This is a genomic window from Clostridium disporicum, from assembly GCF_001405015.1.
Taxonomy (GTDB): domain Bacteria; phylum Bacillota; class Clostridia; order Clostridiales; family Clostridiaceae; genus Clostridium; species Clostridium disporicum_B.
Window position 1 is genome coordinate 15284 of record NZ_CYZX01000009.1, and the last position, 17708, is coordinate 32991.

Genomic DNA, 17708 nt, shown 5'->3' on the forward strand with positions numbered 1-17708 from the left:
TCCTTATTTACTTACTAAAGCCCTAATTTATAATCTATTAATGTCATCTTCGTATTTTTACTTCCATAATTCTTAACGAAGTCTATCTTATCCATCTCTAATACTTCTAATTCTAAGAAGTCTCTCATATATTTATTATCAATATCATCTTTACATATCTTTTCTTTTATAATCTCTAATATAGTATCTATATCTATTGAATCATAAACATACTTTACTATGTTTATGTTATCTCCTATAAATATCTTTAAATCATCAAAATCATAGTTCATAATATAATTTATTGATTCTTCATCAATTTTTATAGCACATCTTCTAGCTTCTAATGTAGGATTATCTATAAATCTTATAGCTCCCCAGTAAGTTTCTATAGCTCTTATTTGAACTTCTTCACTTGGATTCTTTATGTACTTTATTGCATCAAAATCTTTTTCTACTGCTAAAAGCTTAATCTCCTCTGGTGGATTTTCTATAAACTGAATAGCCCATCCTTTAGATTTAACAGCTTCTCTCATAATATTGTTAGTTAAGTTTTTTACGTATTTTATAGAGTTCCATAAAAGTTGTACTGCTAATATTGCTAACTCCTCTGGTAAATCCTCTATATATTCTATACATAATGGATTATTTAAAATAGCTTCTCTCTTAACAACATTTGATGGATTATTTATAAATTTTATAACCATCCCGTTTCTCTTTACAGCTTCAATTTGTTCATCCTCTGTAGGATTATCAATGTTTCTTATATATAGTGGATCATTATATAACTTCTTAATATTTACACTCATAACTTCACCTTCAAAATCTTATTATATAAAGTATTATATATTATCTAATAATTATTATCAATTATAATTAAGTGTTTACTTAACTAAAATTCTCCTAAATAACCAAATCAATAAAAAAATAAAGTGTGAGCTATTGCTCACACCTTATTTTGCTTCTTTAAAGCAGAATCTTTGCCATGGTTTAATGTAATCTAAGATAAATACTTCTTCATCTCTTATATGTCCAACTACATTAGTCTTACCGCTGTTAACCATATCTCTTAAAGCTATTTGAAGCTCTCCTGCATAATGGCCATATTCACTACTTTCTATTATTACATCTCCTCTTCTTATTATCTCTGGAGCATTAAATAATGCAAAATAGTGTCCTTTATACTTAACACGACTTTGTGTTGATCTTAAGAAATTATCAGAGTAATCTCCTCTATGGAAGTGCATTTCTTCAAAAAGTATTTTTCTTTCTATTTCTGGTGTATTTTCATTTAATACAATATCAAATGTAACCATATCTTTTCTCATTGATCCTATAGCTTCTAATTCTTCATCTGTAGGATAACAATTTGAAATTATAATATCATTTATGTTATCTAAAGCAATTAAATGCTTAGCTTGAACATCAACTGGTAGGTTACGATGCATTTCTAAAGTTGGTAGTCCATCAGTTACTGGCCATGGACCAAATGTATTTTCATTTTGGCTTGTTATAAACGCAGCTGTTTTTAATCCAAGTTTATTGAACTTTTCTGTACATCTCATAAAGTGGTCAAAATTTAGTCCACTATAGTTATGAGGATAGAAGTTATGACAAGCTATTAATTTTTCTTTATTTGGCATATAATCCATTATTGTATCAATATAGTGAGTATAGTTACTCATATTTATTTCTATCTTTAAACCTTCTGGGTTAAATGTCATAGATGCTTCTTGGAATCCACCAAAACCTTCATCTAATCTTACTCCATCTGCTCCTATTTCTTTAAAGAAACTTAGGTTATCATAGCTGATTCCTAGCTTATCAAATACAGCTGGACTTACATCAACTATTATTTCAAAACCTTTACTTTTAGCATATTCATTTGTCTTTTTGAACTTTTTAACTATTTCTTCTCTGCTTTCATCTACAGATAGAAGACAAGAAAATATTCTAGAAAAACCATTTTCAGCAGCTTTATCTATATATCTTAAAATTTCCTCTTCTGTTGATTTTTCTTGATAAATAGAAATTCCTAATTTCCCCATAATCACATCTCCCAAATTAATCTTCTTATATTTATGATTTCCAATTTAAATAAATTTATTTTATTATTTTTATAACATATATACATTGTATTATACATGTATATACAACTTAATTTCAATATAATATTTTTGTAAAATATTTTTTATTATTGTGCGCTAATTCATTTATTTATTCTTATTCTTTAAATCAACTATATTCCTCATTTAACATTTTATAAAGTTATTAATATATTTATAAAAATATAATTTCCCCTCGTAAAGAATAAAAAATACTCATAGTAATTAATATCTACTTTCAAATTAGATATATATTTACTATAAGTATATTTTTTAATAAAATAACATTTAATTATTCTAGTTATATATTTTAATAACTAAACCTTCTCTATCAGATTATTTAATACTCTCTAATGCTTTTCTAATATTGTTATCATTCTTATTTAATACATTTATGCTTTCTTCCTTATCTAGTTTTGATAATATCATAAAGATAGAAAGACGTACATCATTTCCTGATAATCTCATGTATTCTTCTGCTACTTCTCTTGTAACATCTGTACATTTCATTATTATTCCTTTAGCTCTTTCTACAAGCTTTTCATTCGTTGGTCTAACATCTATCATAAGATTTCCATAAACCTTACCAAGCTTAATCATAACCCCTGAAGAAATCATATTAAGTATCATCTTTTGAGCTGTTCCTGATTTCATTCTAGTTGATCCTGTTACTACTTCAGCTCCTACTACAGCTTCTATTGGGAATTCTGCTACTTTTGAAACTTCTGAATCGTGCACACAAGAAATTGACCCTGTACCTGCCCCTATTTCTTTTGCATATTCAAGTCCACCAATAACATAAGGTGTTCTTCCTGATGCTGCTAATCCTATAACCATATCTTTTTCAGTTAAGTTTATTGCTTTTAAATCTTCGACAGCTAATTCCTTAGAATCTTCAGCTCCTTCTTTAGCTTTAAACATGGCATCTCTTCCACCAGCCATTATACCTTGAACTAATTCAAATTCTACTCCGTAAGTTGGAGGACACTCAGATGCATCTAAAACGCCTAATCTTCCTGAAGTTCCAGCTCCAATATATATAAGTCTTCCACCTGACTTTATTCTTTTATAAGTTTCATCAACTGCATTTGCTATATTAGGTAAAACTTTTTCTACAGCTAAAGCAACCTTTTTATCTTCATTGTTAATTGCAGTAACCATATCTAAAGTTGATAAATTATCTATATTTTTAGTATTTTCATTTACTTGCTCTGTATCTAATCTTTGTAAATTGATTTCCATGATGTACCTCCATGTATTCTTTATAAATTTATAATATAACATTTTAAATATTATTTCAATATTTTATTTATTTTTAGGAAATTAAATTTCTTAATTTCATCTTATCCTTTTTATAATTTTAAGAAAAAAGTCCAAAGATTATATATAATCTTTGGTACTTTATCTATTTATATTTTGTTTTTTACAAATATAATTCAAATATTAATTAAACATTTTTAACATCATTTTCTTTTATAAAGATTTGAGTTAATATAAATCCACCTACATAAGCTATTAATAATCCTATGAAGAAATTAAGCATAGAATCTGGTTGCATTAGTGGAATAGCTACTATTCCAGATGGTCCCCATGCATTTGCCATTACATGCATAAACATGGCATATGCACCACCAAAACCTGCTCCTAAGCCTGCAGTTATAAATGGTTTTCCTAATGGTAAAGTAACTCCATATATTAATGGTTCACCTATTCCTAATATACCTGCTGGTAATGCACCTGTAATAACTTGAGTTAAGCTTTGATTTTTAACTTTCTTAGCTTTTATATATATAGCAATTGCTGCACCAACTTGTCCAGCTCCTGCCATAGCTAAAACTGGGAATAATGAAACTCCACCTAAAGCTTCTAATTGTAATGCATATATTGGAATTAATCCGTGATGTAATCCTAATAATACCATTGGTAAGAATAATGCTGCTAAAACATATCCTGAGATTACACTAACTATTGGATTAGTTGAGTTTATTAATAATCCTAAACCTGCAACTAACCAATCTGATACAAACCCTGATAATGGCATGATTATCATGACAAATATTACAGTTGAAATTATTAACGTTAACATTGGTGTTAATATTATATCTAATACATCTGGTACTATCTTTCTTATTTTCTTTTCAATAATAGATAATATAAATACTCCGATAATTACCCCGATAACTCCACCCTTACCTGTAGTTAATATAGATTTAAGGGCTACTTCTTCATTATATAAACCAAATATTCTAGAAATATCATTTATACCTGTCATTAATGACATAGCACCAAGCATTCCCCCGAAAGCTGGTGTTGCCCCAAACTTCTTAGCTGCATTAATACCAGTGAAAATTGCAAAATAACTTAAGAATCCTCCACCCATTAATGAAAGGAATGATCTTATTGTATTCCATACGTTACTATCTACAGCTAAACTTCCAGTGCTTTGTAAGTTTGTAATTAATCCAGAGAATCCATTAAATATACCAGCTGCTATAATTGCAGGTATTAATGGAACAAAAATTTCACCTATAGTCTTTAAAGCCTTTTTAAGTGCATTTTGCTTTTGTCCTGACTTTATCTTTTCTTTATTAGCTTCCCATTCTCCAACATTTTGAGTAATTTCTTTTACCCCTAAATCTTCTTTCATTATTGTACATAATTTAGCTGATTTACCAGGTCCAACAACAACTTGTACACCATCGCCTTCAACTACACCAAGTACACCTTCTAGTTTTTTAAGTTCGTTGATATTAACTTTTTCCATACTCTTAATATCTAATCTTAATCTTGTCATACAATTTTCAACGCTTAGTATATTTTCCTTACCACCAAGCTTTTCAATAATTTTTACAACTAATTCTTTATTTGTCACGCTCAATACCTCCTATAATTTATATATGTATTGTAACATTGTTTCATTTTCTTGTAAACATTTTCTGTAATTTTCTTTTATTTTTTTTCATTCTTTTTTAATTTTTATTTTTATTTTACCTAAATTATAGAAAAAAAGTAGATAGACCAAAAATAGTCTATCTACTTTTTAAGCTGCTATTTAATTCTATTAATTATATCTCTTGTTTTCTTTATATCTCTCTTAGTTCTTTCAAAATCATTTTTAGCTACTCCAAGATATAATATATCAACTATAGTTAATGCATCAATTCTAGAAGTTATAGCTCCAACTCTTAAATCTTTCTCATCATTTGGCAAATATACACTATAATCAGCTATCTTTGATAATGAATTTTTATTATATCTTGTAATAGCTATAGTTTTTGCTCCATTTTCTTTTGCTATCTTTAATGGAGTATTTACCTCTTTGGTTTCACCACTATAGCTTATTCCTATGGCAACATCCTCATTAGTAATATGAACAGATGATGATATTTGAGTATGAGGATCCATTTGGTATAATGAGTTCTTATTTATTCTAAGTAACTTTTGTTGCAAGTCCATTGCAACTATTCCCGAAGCGCCTATTCCAAATAAATATATTCTTTTTGCATTAACCATTGCTTCTACTATATTATTAATAGTATCAACATTTAAAAGCCCTATAGTTTCATCTATACTAGATGTATTAGATACCTTAACTTTTCTTATTATGTCATTAATTGAATCATCTTCACTTATTATAACACTAGTATCATTTTCTCTTTCATCTCTATCTTTAGCTAAATCAACCTTTAATGCAGTAAAACCCTTATATCCTAAAGTTTTCGAAAATCTTACCACTGCTGCTGGTGATATATCCGCCTTGTCTGATAGTTCTTGTGCAGATAAGTTCACAACCTCTTCCTTATTTTTAAGAATATAATTAGCTAACTTTTTTTCAGTATTAGTAAAGCTATTAAATCCCTCTTTTATCTTAAATATACAGCTCATAATCTCACCTTTCATTAGTTGTCTTTATACTTTTCAATATCCTTCTTTATCATTGCTAAAAGATTTGAGAGTTCATAAACTTCTCCCTCTTCAATAAGTCTATTTAAAGCTACCTGATATCTACTTGCTTCAGCTACTTTCCCAGATGACATTAAAATTAAAATATTATTCATAATGTTAGAAATAATATCTGATTTAACCTCAAATAACTTTTGAGCATCTTTTATTTCATCTTTTATTTCCAGCATCTGTTCATCAAGGTCAAAAGCTGCATCTGCTGCTCTTTTTAATTTTACCTTAATCTCATCTGGAATGTGTTGTTTATATTTATAATTTAGAGAATGTTCAGTCGTAGCCCAAAAGTTCATAGCTAAAGTTCTTATCTGAAATTCAGCTAATATTTCTTTAGGTCCATCAGCCATATTAACTAAATACTTTATTATTACATGATAACTTCTATATCCACTTGCTTTTACATTTCTTACATAATCTTTTTCATAAAGTATTTGCATATCTTTTCTAGCTCTTAAAAGCTCTACAACCTTATCAATATCATCAACAAACTGGCACATTATTCTTATTCCAGCTATATCTTCCATCTCTTGAGCAACTCTATCTAAAGGTATTCCAAACTTATTAGCTTTTTCTAATAAACTAGATACTTCTTTTACTCTTCCTGTAACAAATTCAATAGGTGAATATTCATTTCTTTTTCTATATTCTTTTCTTAAACTTTTTAACTTTACTTTTAACTCTTCAACTGCCTGCTCATAAGGCAATAAAAAAGTTTTCCAACTTTGTATAGCCATTCGTAAACCACCCTTAATTTTACTCACTGTTCCATTATACCAAAATAATATGTTTATGTAATTATACTATCTTTTGTTACACATTCATAAAAATTTATTTTAAAGCAATCTTACTGGATCGAAATTTATAAAATCACAAGACGTATTCACATATTCTACTCCATCTACTGTATCATTTTTAATTTTTAAATTTGCTGGCCCATGAAGGTGTCCATATATAACCTTCTCCACTCCATACTCTTTAAAAACTTTAGTAAATTCTGTTTCATCATAATTTTCGTTTGTTGGTGGATAATGAACCATAACTATAAACTTAGAATATCCAGCATTCTTTGCCATATCTAATGATAATCTTAATCTTATAAGTTCTCTATCATATATTTTCCTATCATGCTGAGTAAATTTATCACTATCTGGCGAAGTCCATCCTCTAGTTCCACATACTGCATAATCCTCATAAGTATAAAAGTTATTTTGTATAAACTTAGTATTTTCGTACATCTTATTTAGTTTACTAATACTTTGCCACCAATAATCATGATTCCCTTTGGAAATAATCTTCTTTCCTGGTAAACTATCTATCCAATCTAAATCATACTTACTATCTTCAGCTCTCATCGACCAAGAAATATCTCCTGCTATAAGAACAGTATCTTCTTCGTTAATTTTACTTTCCCAATTCTTCTTTATCTTTTCATCATGATTTAACCATCTTTCACCAAAGATGTCCATAGGCTTATCAACATTAAAAGCCAAATGCAAATCTGATATCGCATATAAAGCCATTAAATTTTCTCCTTTAATAAAATCTTTCTTTCATAATTTATATTATATTCTAATTACTTTGTCTGTAAAATTTTTATACTACATTTATAATTATTAACTAACATCAAATAATTAATAGATAATAATTAATAATTATTTTAGAAATTTCTACTCAATTTATAAAATATATTTAAAAAATACTTAATGATATTATCTTTAATTATTAATTTAAAAGAGTTGCCAAACTAGCAACTCTTTTTACAGCATTATTATTCTACTACTATTTTATTGTAGTTTTTCTTTCCTCTTTTAATTAAAGCTTCACCATCTTTTAAGTCAGCTTCTGTTAACACTGTTGCAATATCAGTAACCTTTTCTCCATTTAAAGATAATCCACCTTGTTGAATAAGTCTTCTACCTTCTGCTTTAGATGGTACTATCTTAGTTTGAGCCATTATATCTAATATTGAAGTTCCTAGAAGTTCTTTTGATATTGTAACTGTTGGAACGTTACTCATATCAGCTCCACCTGCAAATAATGCTCTTGCTGCAGCTTGAGCTTTTGTAGCTTCTTCTTCTCCATGAACAAGCTTAGTAACTTCAAATGCTAATACTTCTTTAGCTTTATTTATTTCTGAACCTTCTAAAGCTCCTAATCTTCTTACTTCATCCATTGGTACAAATGTTAATAACGCTAAACATTTTTCAACGTCTGCATCATCAACGTTTCTCCAGTATTGGTAGAAATCAAATGGTGATGTCTTGTTTGGATCTAACCATAAAGCTCCACCTACTGTTTTACCCATTTTTTGTCCTTGGCTATTAGTTAAAAGAGTACATGTCATAGCCATTGCTTGCTTTTGACTCTTTCTTCTTATAAGGTCAGCTCCAGCTAACATATTTGACCATTGGTCATCTCCACCAAGTTGCATTTTACATCCATACTTTTCACTTAATACGTAGAAGTCATATCCTTGCATTAACATATAGTTAAATTCTAAGAATGAAAGACCTTTTTCTAATCTTTGCTTAAAGCACTCAGCTGTTAACATTCTATTTACAGAGAAATGCATTCCAACTTCTCTTAAGAAATCAACATAATTTAAGTTAAGTAACCAATCAGCGTTGTTTACTAATATAGCTTTATCATCAGAGAAGTCTATAAACTTTTCCATTTGCTTCTTGATGCATGAAACATTATGAGCTATTTGTTCTTTAGTAAGCATTGATCTCATATCTGTCTTTCCTGATGGATCTCCAACCATAGCTGTTCCTCCACCGATTAAAGCTATTGGTCTATGTCCAGCTCTTTGCATGTGAGCCATAAACATCATAGCTATGAAGTGACCTACATGTAAACTATCTGCAGTTGGGTCAAAACCTATATAAAAAGTAACTTTTTCCTTTTCTAATAATTCTCTAGTCTCATCTTCATGAGTAAATTGTTTTATATATCCACGATCTAGTAATTCGTCTAAAACATTAGCCATTACAGTAACCTCCTACGTTTTTCTCTATATACAGTATATCTATAAAAACTTTCTTTATCAAGAAACTTTTCAAAAAACACCATTCATCATTACACTACAATTATATAATTTCAAGTTAGCTTCACTCACTATTACATAAGCAATGTATCATTAATATAATCCCTACTAAAAGAGGAGTTGCACCTGCAACTCCTCTTTATTTGTATATATCAAGTTAGTTTTTCCGTATTTATGCTACATATTCCTTTATGCAATCTGGTACTTCTTCTGTACTATCTACATTTACATTAATATAAACGTTAATTCCAAATTTCTCAGTTATACCTGCAATCTTTTTAAATAACTCAGTAGATTCTTTCATAGTGCATTTAACTATATTTGATAAGCCATCGATATAGATATTTTCTATATCGTAATTAGATGATATTATTCCACAAAGCATCCCATAAAAACTATCACAATCACAAACTCTAAACTCATTAGTTTCTACAAATCTTATTCCAGTGTGTAATTGAAACATCGGTCTGCAGTCATCATCGATATAAACTGAATCTCCTTTTGATTCTAAATATTGATTATTAGCTAATTCTATTAATCTTTTAGTCTTTCCTGAACCTCTTCTTGCACAAAAAACTTGAATCATTGGAATCACTCCTTCTATTAAATTATTATAGATGTTTATACATCTAATTATTGACCTATTAAAATTTTTTATTACGTTTATTTATTAACTTTTCCTTAACACTATTGTTCGCAAATAATCTTTTATTATTCATCTTTATAGTATGGCAAAATCACTTTGAAACAATTTTCAACAACTGAATTTATTAGTTTCACTGACCCTCTTCCTTTAAATGCGTTTTTCATTCTTTTAATACCGAAGCCATCATTGGTAAAGGTATTATCTTTATCTAAAGATATTAGTTTTTCATATATCCACATATTCCTACTGTTATATTTTATATTCTTTCCTTTATTATTTTTAATAATCATTTGACCTGGGCTTAAAATAATAACTGATTTTTTAGTTACTATTACTTCTATCATCTTATTGAAAATAGAATACTCCCTATATAGTACTGCATTTTTTACTGCTTCCATAACAGCATCTATAGGATAACCCACTTTTAATATATTTCTTAATTCTTTCTCTGTTTCGTGGATTATGTTTAAAAGATTCCCACCTATAGTGATAACGTTATCTTTAGAATCGTTACTCTTGTCTACTATTTTCACCATGTTTTGTGGGATGCATATATTATTTATATCTGAAAATACTAATAATCCCCCTAGAGTACATCTATAAACTTTATTACTTGTATCTAAATATATAATACCTGCACTTTCTAAGAGATATTTTTCATTCTCTTTATTTATATATATTCCTTTACTTTGAAAATATTTACTTACTAACTCCATATTTAAAAAATCTATTGTACTTTTCATTATAGGGCATGTTTCAACTATCAAAAGTAGATTTTCTTCAAATGCTGCTACTAATTCCTCTTTTCTCATAGTATCAGTTGTTGACCCTCTACGTATATTAAAGGCACCTGTCTCTCTAATCTGATAAGGTTTTTGTCCTCCATCATAAATGACTATTATTCCAACCTTCTTATCTTTCACATCTACTATCTCTACCATTATTGGTATAGGTGGTTCACATCTACTAGATACTATTTGTTGTATCTTCTCTTCATTTAAAGAATTTAAATCTTTAACACCAACAATCTCTCTACTTTTATCTTCTACACCAACTATGATATATCCTCTTCCCCCTCGAGAATTTGCTATTGCACATACATCTTTAGCAAGCTCTTTCTTACAAGACTCATAATCTAAATATAGTTCTCTCTTAAAATCTACTTTTATTCCTTCACCTTTTGCAATTATAGATAATAATTTTTTTTCTTCCATACTTAAGCCCCAAAATATTGGTATACTATATAATATTCATTTAATTGTAAAAATGCCCTACTTTCAATTAATATTTAATAAAGAATAATTAATAATTTATGAATAAAATTAGCAGTATTGCTTTTAACACACAAAAAAAGAAACTGCCTAAACAGTTTCTTCAATAATTCTTAACTTTTAACTCTTAAATAAATCAAAGGCTATTTCTTGTAACTCCTGTACCTTTGATAGTTACTTTTGTATTAACTTCTATATCAGTATACTTTAACGGATTAGCTATCTCACTCTTCGGATAGTAAACCTCTACCATTCTTTTTATATCAAATAAATCTAAGTCCTTATCCTTATATTTATTAAAAATAAACTTTGCATATTCATTTACAAAAGCTTCTTCATTTTTAGTTATATAATTTAACACATCACTATCTACTACAAATTGTTCCTGTGCTTCTGCAACAGATACATCAATACCTATATCCTTAACTAATATAAACTTACCTCCTTCATATTTAAGACTATCTTTCACATTACTATCTAAAATTTGAAGTGTAATAAATCCATCATCACTTTGTGGATTAGGTATTTCTAAGTTTCCTTGCTTAATATTACGAGTTAAAAGATTATATGCAACAACATCTTCTGCTGGCATATTTTCCACTAACCTATTATTTTTAAATACTGCTCCTTCACCAATCTCTACTTTTTCATCTATAGCATCTTTCTTTAATTTCATAGCAGATAACATTAATGTATTGCTTCCCATTAGAGTATTGCTTAAATAATAGTTTATATTAGATTTAATAAATTTAGCATCATTATTATCTGTTTTAACTAATTCATTTAAAAATAACCCTAAATACTCCTCATCACTAGATGTTATTTTTAAAAGTTCTTGCACATCCCCATAATATACAAATGCGCTACTCTTCATTTGAAATTCGTTATTGTCATTTATTAAATCTAAAAACTTCTTTATACCTTTTTGCGCTGCTCTCTCAGTAAATATATAAGCCTTAGTTTGACTATAATTTAGCTTATATCCTGATATCATATTTATGTTACTTAAAGCTTCAACTACTGTTTTTCCTTCACCCTTATAAATAATTCTTTTACCTTTGTCTGAACTGTCATTAGTACTTCTATAAGGTTTTATACAATCTAAATAAATTATAGTTCTTCCTAATTCGTCAACATCGAATATAATACTTGTGCTAAAGGTTACTCTATTAATATCTCTATAGTTAAAACACCCAGTTAATAAAAGAGGCAAAACAATTATAATTAAAAGACTTACTGCACTAAATTTTCTAATCAACTTTTTCCCTCCTAAGTATAACCTTCTTTGATATCCTATCTAATCTACCTCTAAAAAGTACATCTTTAAAACTATACTGCTCTGTACTTCCCATTGGGAATAAAAATGGATATCCAACTGAATCTAATTCACATATTTGAATTATAAATATCAATGAACCTGCAAAAAATCCTGGTAATCCAAAAGCTGCACTAGCTAAAGATATTACTATTGACCAAAAAGATAACGCTCCATGTATCTTAGGGATTAAGAAATAACTTAAAGTACTAAGAGCTATTACAATTATAGTTATCCTTGAAGCTATTCCTGCTCCTACAGCCGCATCACCTAAAATAAGTGCAGATACTATGCTCATTGCACTACCTATTGGGTGTGGTAGCCTTAAACCTGCTTCCTTTATAAATTGGAATGCAAACATCATTACTAATACTTCTATAAATGTTGGTATAGGAACCCCTGCTCTAGATACAGCTAATCTAAAAATAAATAACGTTGGTATCATTGAAAAATGATATGTGATTATTGCTACATATAATCCTGGTAAAAATGCAGCTATAAAAAACGCTATCCATCTTAACACACGATTAAAATTTGTATAATACCTATTTAAATAATAATCATCAGGCATTTGAAAATTTTCTAAAAAGAAATATGGTACTGTAATAACAAACGGTGTTCCATCAACTATTATACCAATTCTTCCTTCTACTAGCTTTGCTGCTATTTCATCAGGCTTTTCAGTATAACCTACAGTATCAAAGAAAGATTTTTGCTTCTTTAAATTAGCTTCTATATAGTTTGTATCTAAAATGAATCTTAAATCTAAATTTTTTATTTTTTCTTTTATTGAGTTAACTAATTCATCTGGTGCTATTCCTTTAATATATGTTATCGCAACAGCTGTGTTAGATTCTTCTCCTAATACTACAGCTTCAAATTTAAGATTAGGATTTTTAAGTTTTCTCCTTATTAGTGCTACATTATCTACAATAAGCTCATTAAATCCTTCTTTTGGACCTTTCAATACTGACTCTGTTTCTGGTATACCAATACCTCTTCTAGGAAAGTTCTTAGCTTCGCAATATATTATTTCTTCAAAGTTTTCATATATTAAAATTGCATCTCCTTGTAGTACATGCGATATTGCATCATCTACATCCTTTGCCAAGCCAGCCATATTCATATCAAGGACCTTATCTAAAAGATCTTGAGGTGTAGTTATTTCACTATCTTTTAACTTTCCAAAACCTCTTAATGGAAGTATTGTATACTCCATTAGCCAAGTTCCATTACATAAGTCATCAATAAAAATTAAAGTTGCATCACCTAATATAGTTTTAATATCTCTATATTTTACATCAAAACAACCTTCAAAATTGTCTTTAATTTTCTTTAGTTTATCCATCTTCATCACCTAAAGATATTATTCCTCTAGCTAGGTTTAATATTCATTTTTTAGCTAATAATAAATAGAGTAAACTTTATATATTGAAAAAGAGAGGTTAAATATGAGTAAATTATCAGCAAAACACTTTGTACTTTTTATATTTGGAGTGACCTTCATATCCTTTAAGACATATTCTTCATTATTTATAGCTGAAGGGGGAAGGGATACATGGATTTATACAATAATAGCATACATAGTCTTTTTAGCTTTTGCTATGTACTTAATTTATATTATGGACTCAAGAAAGACTTATGATTTAACTCAAATTTTCACCTTAGGACTTTCAAAAACACTAGGTAACATACTATTATTTATATTTTCTATAGGACTTTTTTTAGCTGCCCTTGAATCTGCAACAGTAGAAGCAAATGCTATAAAAACAAACTTCTTTATAGAAACGCCAGTTTGGTATATATTAATTTTTTTCCTATTACCATCATTTTTTATAATAGGAAAGAAATTTACTACACTACTAATCTTTGTTATATTAACTTCTGGTTCCTTAATACTTAATTTTATAAACCTTTCACTAGTAACAGAAAAATATAAACATATGAAATATATTCTACCTGTGTTTGGTAATGGAATTGGAATAGAACTTATAAATACCTCATTATTGATAATTGGCTCTCTTTCTGCTTTTGTAATTGCATTGCCATTTTTAAAATATTTAAATAAAAATAATAAATTAAAAAAACATAGTTTAATAGCCTTAGCTATTGTTGGATTTATATGTATATATTCTATTATTGGAACTCTTGCTACCTTTGGTCCATTAAGAGCTAGCAATATCTTTTACCCTGAATATGTTCAAAGTCAACTTGTACAAATTGGTGGATTTTTAGAATTCGGAGAATTTTTCTTTGTATTTCAAACTGTAATCGGAATGTTTGTTAAATACATAATTGCTACATGTGGTATCTACCTAATTTACGAAAAGCAAATAAAAAGCAGAAAAGCTTTTATAACTATATATTCAATAGCTATATTTATATTTGCTTGCTTTTTATCCCGAAATAATTACACATTATTTAATGTATTAAAATATTATCAATACATTAACCTTGTAACCTTTGTATTAGTACCACTTATAGCATTTTTATCTTTCCAAATAAATGTGCATAAAATAGCTAAAAAATAATTAAAAATACCATATGTATTTTAATTGCATTTATACCATATTATGCTATAATGATAGTGTAATCAAAAATTTGGAAATTCTCTTATAATAAGATAACGTAGTCTTTACCCTTTAAATTCATTTGGGGTGTATAGGTAATTATGTAATTATGGAGATTAACCCAAAGAATTTCTAGGAGGTATTTTAAAATGGAAGATAAGAAGATTATCTGTAAAGATTGTGGAAAGGAATTTGTTTTCACAGTTGGAGAACAAGAATTCTACAAAGAAAAGGGATTTGAAAATGATCCAGTTAGATGTCCTGAATGTAGAAAAGCTAGAAAAGCTCAAAGACCTAACAGAGAAAGAAGATAATTGCATAAAATAAGCCCTAACCTTAATTGGTTAGGGTTTTTTTAAAACTATTCTTTACTTGCAGCAACTTCAGCATCTTTTTGTTGATTATATGTTGGAACAATTTCATGAAGCTTCTCTCTAAGCATCACTTTGTTTAAATATAACAATTACTTTATTATTGCACACTATTAAAGTAATCGTTATATTTATTGACATAAAAATTTACTAAACCTATAATTAACATATATAATTTATTGCATATAATTAGAAATGAGGTGCTTCCATTGGAAAGTAATATAGAACAAAAAAAAGTAATATTTAGCGGAATAAAACCATCTGGAGATTTAACTCTTGGAAATTATCTTGGCGCTATAAAAAATTGGGTTTCATTACAAAATGAATATGATTGTTATTATTGTGTTGTAGATTTGCATGCAATAACAGTTAAACAAAAGCCTGCTGATTTACGAAAAAGAACTCTTGAAGTTTTAGCAATCTACATAGCTTCTGGTATAGATCCAGAAAAAAATACTCTATTTATACAATCACATGTACCTGCTCATTCAGAAGCTTCATGGCTTTTAACTTGTAACAGCTACATGGGAGAATTAAGCAGAATGACACAATATAAAGATAAATCTCAAAAGATGGGAGAATCAATAGGGGCTGGGCTTTTCAATTATCCAGTATTAATGGCTGCAGATATATTATTATATAACTCTGATTTAGTTCCTGTTGGTAAAGACCAAATACAACATTTGGAATTAGCTCGTGATATAGCTACAAGATTTAACAATACTTACAGCCCTACATTTACAATCCCAGAGGGATACGTACCTAAAGAAGGTGCTAAAATAATGGATTTACAAGATCCAAGTAAGAAAATGTCTAAATCTGAAGAAAATCCAAACTGCTATATCTTAATTATGGATTCTCCTGAAGTTATTAAAAAGAAAATTTCTCGAGCAGTAACTGATAGCATAGGAATTATTAACTATAGTGATGATCAACCTGGCGTTAAGAATTTAATAAACATCATATGTGCTATCAAAGGAATATCTCCTCAAGAAGTTGTCTCTTCATATGAAGGAAAAGGTTATGCTGATTTAAAAAGAGATGTTGCGGATATAATAATAGAAGAGTTAACCCCAGTTCAAGAAAGAGTAAAAAAACTTTTATCTGATAAGAAATACTTAGAAGAAATATATAGAAGTGGTGCTCAAAAAGCTTCTTTTGCAGCTAATAAAACACTTAGAAAAATGCAAAAGAAAATTGGTTTAATTCCAAAATAATATAAAAGAAAAACTCTTCTTTTATATTATTTTATACCTAAAAATTATTAACTTAAATAACTTAAATAAAAGGAGATATTATGACATATATCTGTATTTTTATCATTATATTACTTCTTATAGTTAATTATACAATTTATAAAATGAATTATATTCATAAAAATTTATTTATTACTATTAATATATTAATTATACTTTATTCTATTATCTCGGTAAGTATCTATTATAACAATATTTATCTTAATTATGATAACGGAATCCTATTTGGTAATGTTCTAAATAATCATTTTTGTGATGAATACAGATACTATAAGGATTCTGAAATACTTATGAATCACTTAAAAAGCGGTAATTTCTACGATTGGATAACTGGAATTCTTCCGGATTATGAATATATTGACCCTCAAGGACACCCTGGTTTCGGAAATTATAATATATTCGTAATAATAATATCTCTATTAAGAATATTAGGTTTTAATTCTGTTTTAGAATTAATACTTATTAAACTTTTTATTTTATTAATAACAATTATATTTATATACAAATTATCAAATATATTTTTAACTGAAAAAATTTCACTTGTTGTAACTATTATCTATAGTTTATTACCCGGATATATCTTAACTAATACACTGTTAATGAGAGATAATATTATCATCCTACTTTGTATTATTTGTATCTATTATATATTAAAGAAAGACTATAACTTATTTATTTTAATACCAACTTTAATAGCTTTATTTTTATTGAGGGCCTACTTACCTCCAATATTATTAATAAGTTATATTTTCTGCTATAAAAACACAACAAAATTAATTTCTTTTAAAGATATTATTTATTTAGCTATTATATTTTTATCTGTAATATTTTTTAGTTCAGTTAACTTTAACTACACAATAATGCGCATAATGCAAGAAAATTTCCAAGTTCTATTTGGCTCAGGATTAATTGCTCCAATAAAAGTTTTTATAAATACTTTTATACATATTGCGATTGATCCTCAATTATTAAATTTTTTACTATCGGGTCAGTTATATTTAATTTTATATTCTTTAGGAAATATATGCTCCAATATTTTATCAATATTGCTAATCATTAAATTAATCATGCTATTATTTAGTAATTTAAATAATAAAACTTTATATTTATTAAAATTTACATTCTATTTTTCTTTTATTACAGGAATATTAGTTCTATCAAAAGATGGATATATAATTAATAGAATTGC

At 27.7% G+C, this 17708-nt stretch carries 15 protein-coding genes; 3 read left to right on the forward strand and 12 right to left on the reverse strand.

The features are described from left to right. Positions 1-14: 14 nt before the first annotated feature. The 12 genes from ARA56_RS07335 to ARA56_RS07390 all read right to left on the reverse strand — a co-directional run bounded on the left by ARA56_RS07335 (position 15) and on the right by ARA56_RS07390 (position 13670). On the reverse strand, positions 15-788 hold the full coding sequence (locus ARA56_RS07335) for a hypothetical protein (protein ID WP_055265266.1): 774 nt from the start codon (positions 786-788) through the stop codon (positions 15-17). Positions 789-932: 144 nt separating this feature from the next. Then, positions 933-2027 (reverse strand): DUF871 domain-containing protein, encoded by a 1095-nt coding sequence (locus ARA56_RS07340; protein WP_055265268.1) that lies wholly within the window; start codon positions 2025-2027, stop codon positions 933-935. Positions 2028-2420: 393 nt separating this feature from the next. Next, positions 2421-3329, reverse strand: a complete 909-nt coding sequence (gene murQ / locus ARA56_RS07345) for an N-acetylmuramic acid 6-phosphate etherase (RefSeq protein WP_172675750.1) — start codon at positions 3327-3329, stop codon at positions 2421-2423. 202 nt (positions 3330-3531) lie between these two features. Continuing rightward, on the reverse strand, positions 3532-4956 hold the full coding sequence (locus ARA56_RS07350; protein ID WP_055265272.1) for a PTS transporter subunit EIIC: 1425 nt from the start codon (positions 4954-4956) through the stop codon (positions 3532-3534). A gap of 176 nt (positions 4957-5132) precedes the next feature. Beyond that, on the reverse strand, positions 5133-5969 hold the full coding sequence (locus tag ARA56_RS07355) for a MurR/RpiR family transcriptional regulator (RefSeq protein ID WP_055265274.1): 837 nt from the start codon (positions 5967-5969) through the stop codon (positions 5133-5135). 14 nt (positions 5970-5983) lie between these two features. Then, complete coding sequence (gene yjbM / locus ARA56_RS07360) at positions 5984-6778, reverse strand: GTP diphosphokinase (protein ID WP_055265276.1); 795 nt, start codon at positions 6776-6778, stop codon at positions 5984-5986. Between the two features lie 99 nt (positions 6779-6877). Beyond that, complete coding sequence (locus ARA56_RS07365; protein WP_055265278.1) at positions 6878-7564, reverse strand: metallophosphoesterase; 687 nt, start codon at positions 7562-7564, stop codon at positions 6878-6880. 248 nt (positions 7565-7812) lie between these two features. Then, positions 7813-9033 (reverse strand): tyrosine--tRNA ligase, encoded by a 1221-nt coding sequence (gene tyrS, locus ARA56_RS07370; protein ID WP_055265280.1) that lies wholly within the window; start codon positions 9031-9033, stop codon positions 7813-7815. A 229-nt stretch (positions 9034-9262) separates the two neighbouring features. After that, complete coding sequence (locus ARA56_RS07375) at positions 9263-9676, reverse strand: hypothetical protein (RefSeq protein WP_055265282.1); 414 nt, start codon at positions 9674-9676, stop codon at positions 9263-9265. A 125-nt stretch (positions 9677-9801) separates the two neighbouring features. Then, positions 9802-10950, reverse strand: coding sequence for an AlbA family DNA-binding domain-containing protein (locus tag ARA56_RS07380; RefSeq protein WP_055265284.1), 1149 nt, complete (start codon positions 10948-10950; stop codon positions 9802-9804). 193 nt (positions 10951-11143) lie between these two features. Then, positions 11144-12265 carry a Ger(x)C family spore germination protein gene (locus ARA56_RS07385; RefSeq protein WP_148315751.1) on the reverse strand — a complete coding sequence of 374 codons (1122 nt, stop codon included), beginning with the start codon at positions 12263-12265 and terminating at the stop codon, positions 11144-11146. After that, positions 12258-13670, reverse strand: coding sequence for a spore germination protein (locus tag ARA56_RS07390; RefSeq protein ID WP_055265286.1), 1413 nt, complete (start codon positions 13668-13670; stop codon positions 12258-12260). The genes ARA56_RS07385 and ARA56_RS07390 overlap by 8 nt, the downstream gene beginning before the upstream one ends. A gap of 103 nt (positions 13671-13773) precedes the next feature. On the opposite strand from ARA56_RS07390, the gene ARA56_RS07395 reads away from it, so the two are divergent. The 3 genes from ARA56_RS07395 (at position 13774) to trpS (ending at position 16480) form a co-directional block, all read left to right on the forward strand. Next, the gene (locus tag ARA56_RS07395; protein WP_055265288.1) at positions 13774-14853 is read left to right on the forward strand and encodes an endospore germination permease; all 1080 of its coding nucleotides are present in this window, start codon (positions 13774-13776) and stop codon (positions 14851-14853) included. Between the two features lie 188 nt (positions 14854-15041). Then, the gene (locus tag ARA56_RS07400; protein ID WP_055265290.1) at positions 15042-15206 is read left to right on the forward strand and encodes a zinc-ribbon domain-containing protein; all 165 of its coding nucleotides are present in this window, start codon (positions 15042-15044) and stop codon (positions 15204-15206) included. 266 nt (positions 15207-15472) lie between these two features. Further along, on the forward strand, positions 15473-16480 hold the full coding sequence (trpS, locus tag ARA56_RS07405) for a tryptophan--tRNA ligase (RefSeq protein ID WP_055265292.1): 1008 nt from the start codon (positions 15473-15475) through the stop codon (positions 16478-16480). The last annotated feature ends 1228 nt before the right edge of the window (positions 16481-17708 follow it).

What these genes read in the sequence shown, in the direction of transcription:
- ARA56_RS07335 (WP_055265266.1), bottom strand. Translation starts at nt 788, where the DNA reads ATGAGTGTAAATATTAAGAAGTTATATAATGATCCACTATATATAAGA.
- ARA56_RS07340 (WP_055265268.1), bottom strand. Translation starts at nt 2,027, where the DNA reads ATGGGGAAATTAGGAATTTCTATTTATCAAGAAAAATCAACAGAAGAG.
- ARA56_RS07355 (WP_055265274.1), bottom strand. Translation starts at nt 5,969, where the DNA reads ATGAGCTGTATATTTAAGATAAAAGAGGGATTTAATAGCTTTACTAAT.
- yjbM (WP_055265276.1), bottom strand. Translation starts at nt 6,778, where the DNA reads ATGGCTATACAAAGTTGGAAAACTTTTTTATTGCCTTATGAGCAGGCA.
- ARA56_RS07365 (WP_055265278.1), bottom strand. Translation starts at nt 7,564, where the DNA reads ATGGCTTTATATGCGATATCAGATTTGCATTTGGCTTTTAATGTTGAT.
- tyrS (WP_055265280.1), bottom strand. Translation starts at nt 9,033, where the DNA reads ATGGCTAATGTTTTAGACGAATTACTAGATCGTGGATATATAAAACAA.
- ARA56_RS07375 (WP_055265282.1), bottom strand. Translation starts at nt 9,676, where the DNA reads ATGATTCAAGTTTTTTGTGCAAGAAGAGGTTCAGGAAAGACTAAAAGA.
- ARA56_RS07380 (WP_055265284.1), bottom strand. Translation starts at nt 10,950, where the DNA reads ATGGAAGAAAAAAAATTATTATCTATAATTGCAAAAGGTGAAGGAATA.
- ARA56_RS07390 (WP_055265286.1), bottom strand. Translation starts at nt 13,670, where the DNA reads ATGGATAAACTAAAGAAAATTAAAGACAATTTTGAAGGTTGTTTTGAT.
- ARA56_RS07395 (WP_055265288.1), top strand. Translation starts at nt 13,774, where the DNA reads ATGAGTAAATTATCAGCAAAACACTTTGTACTTTTTATATTTGGAGTG.
- ARA56_RS07400 (WP_055265290.1), top strand. Translation starts at nt 15,042, where the DNA reads ATGGAAGATAAGAAGATTATCTGTAAAGATTGTGGAAAGGAATTTGTT.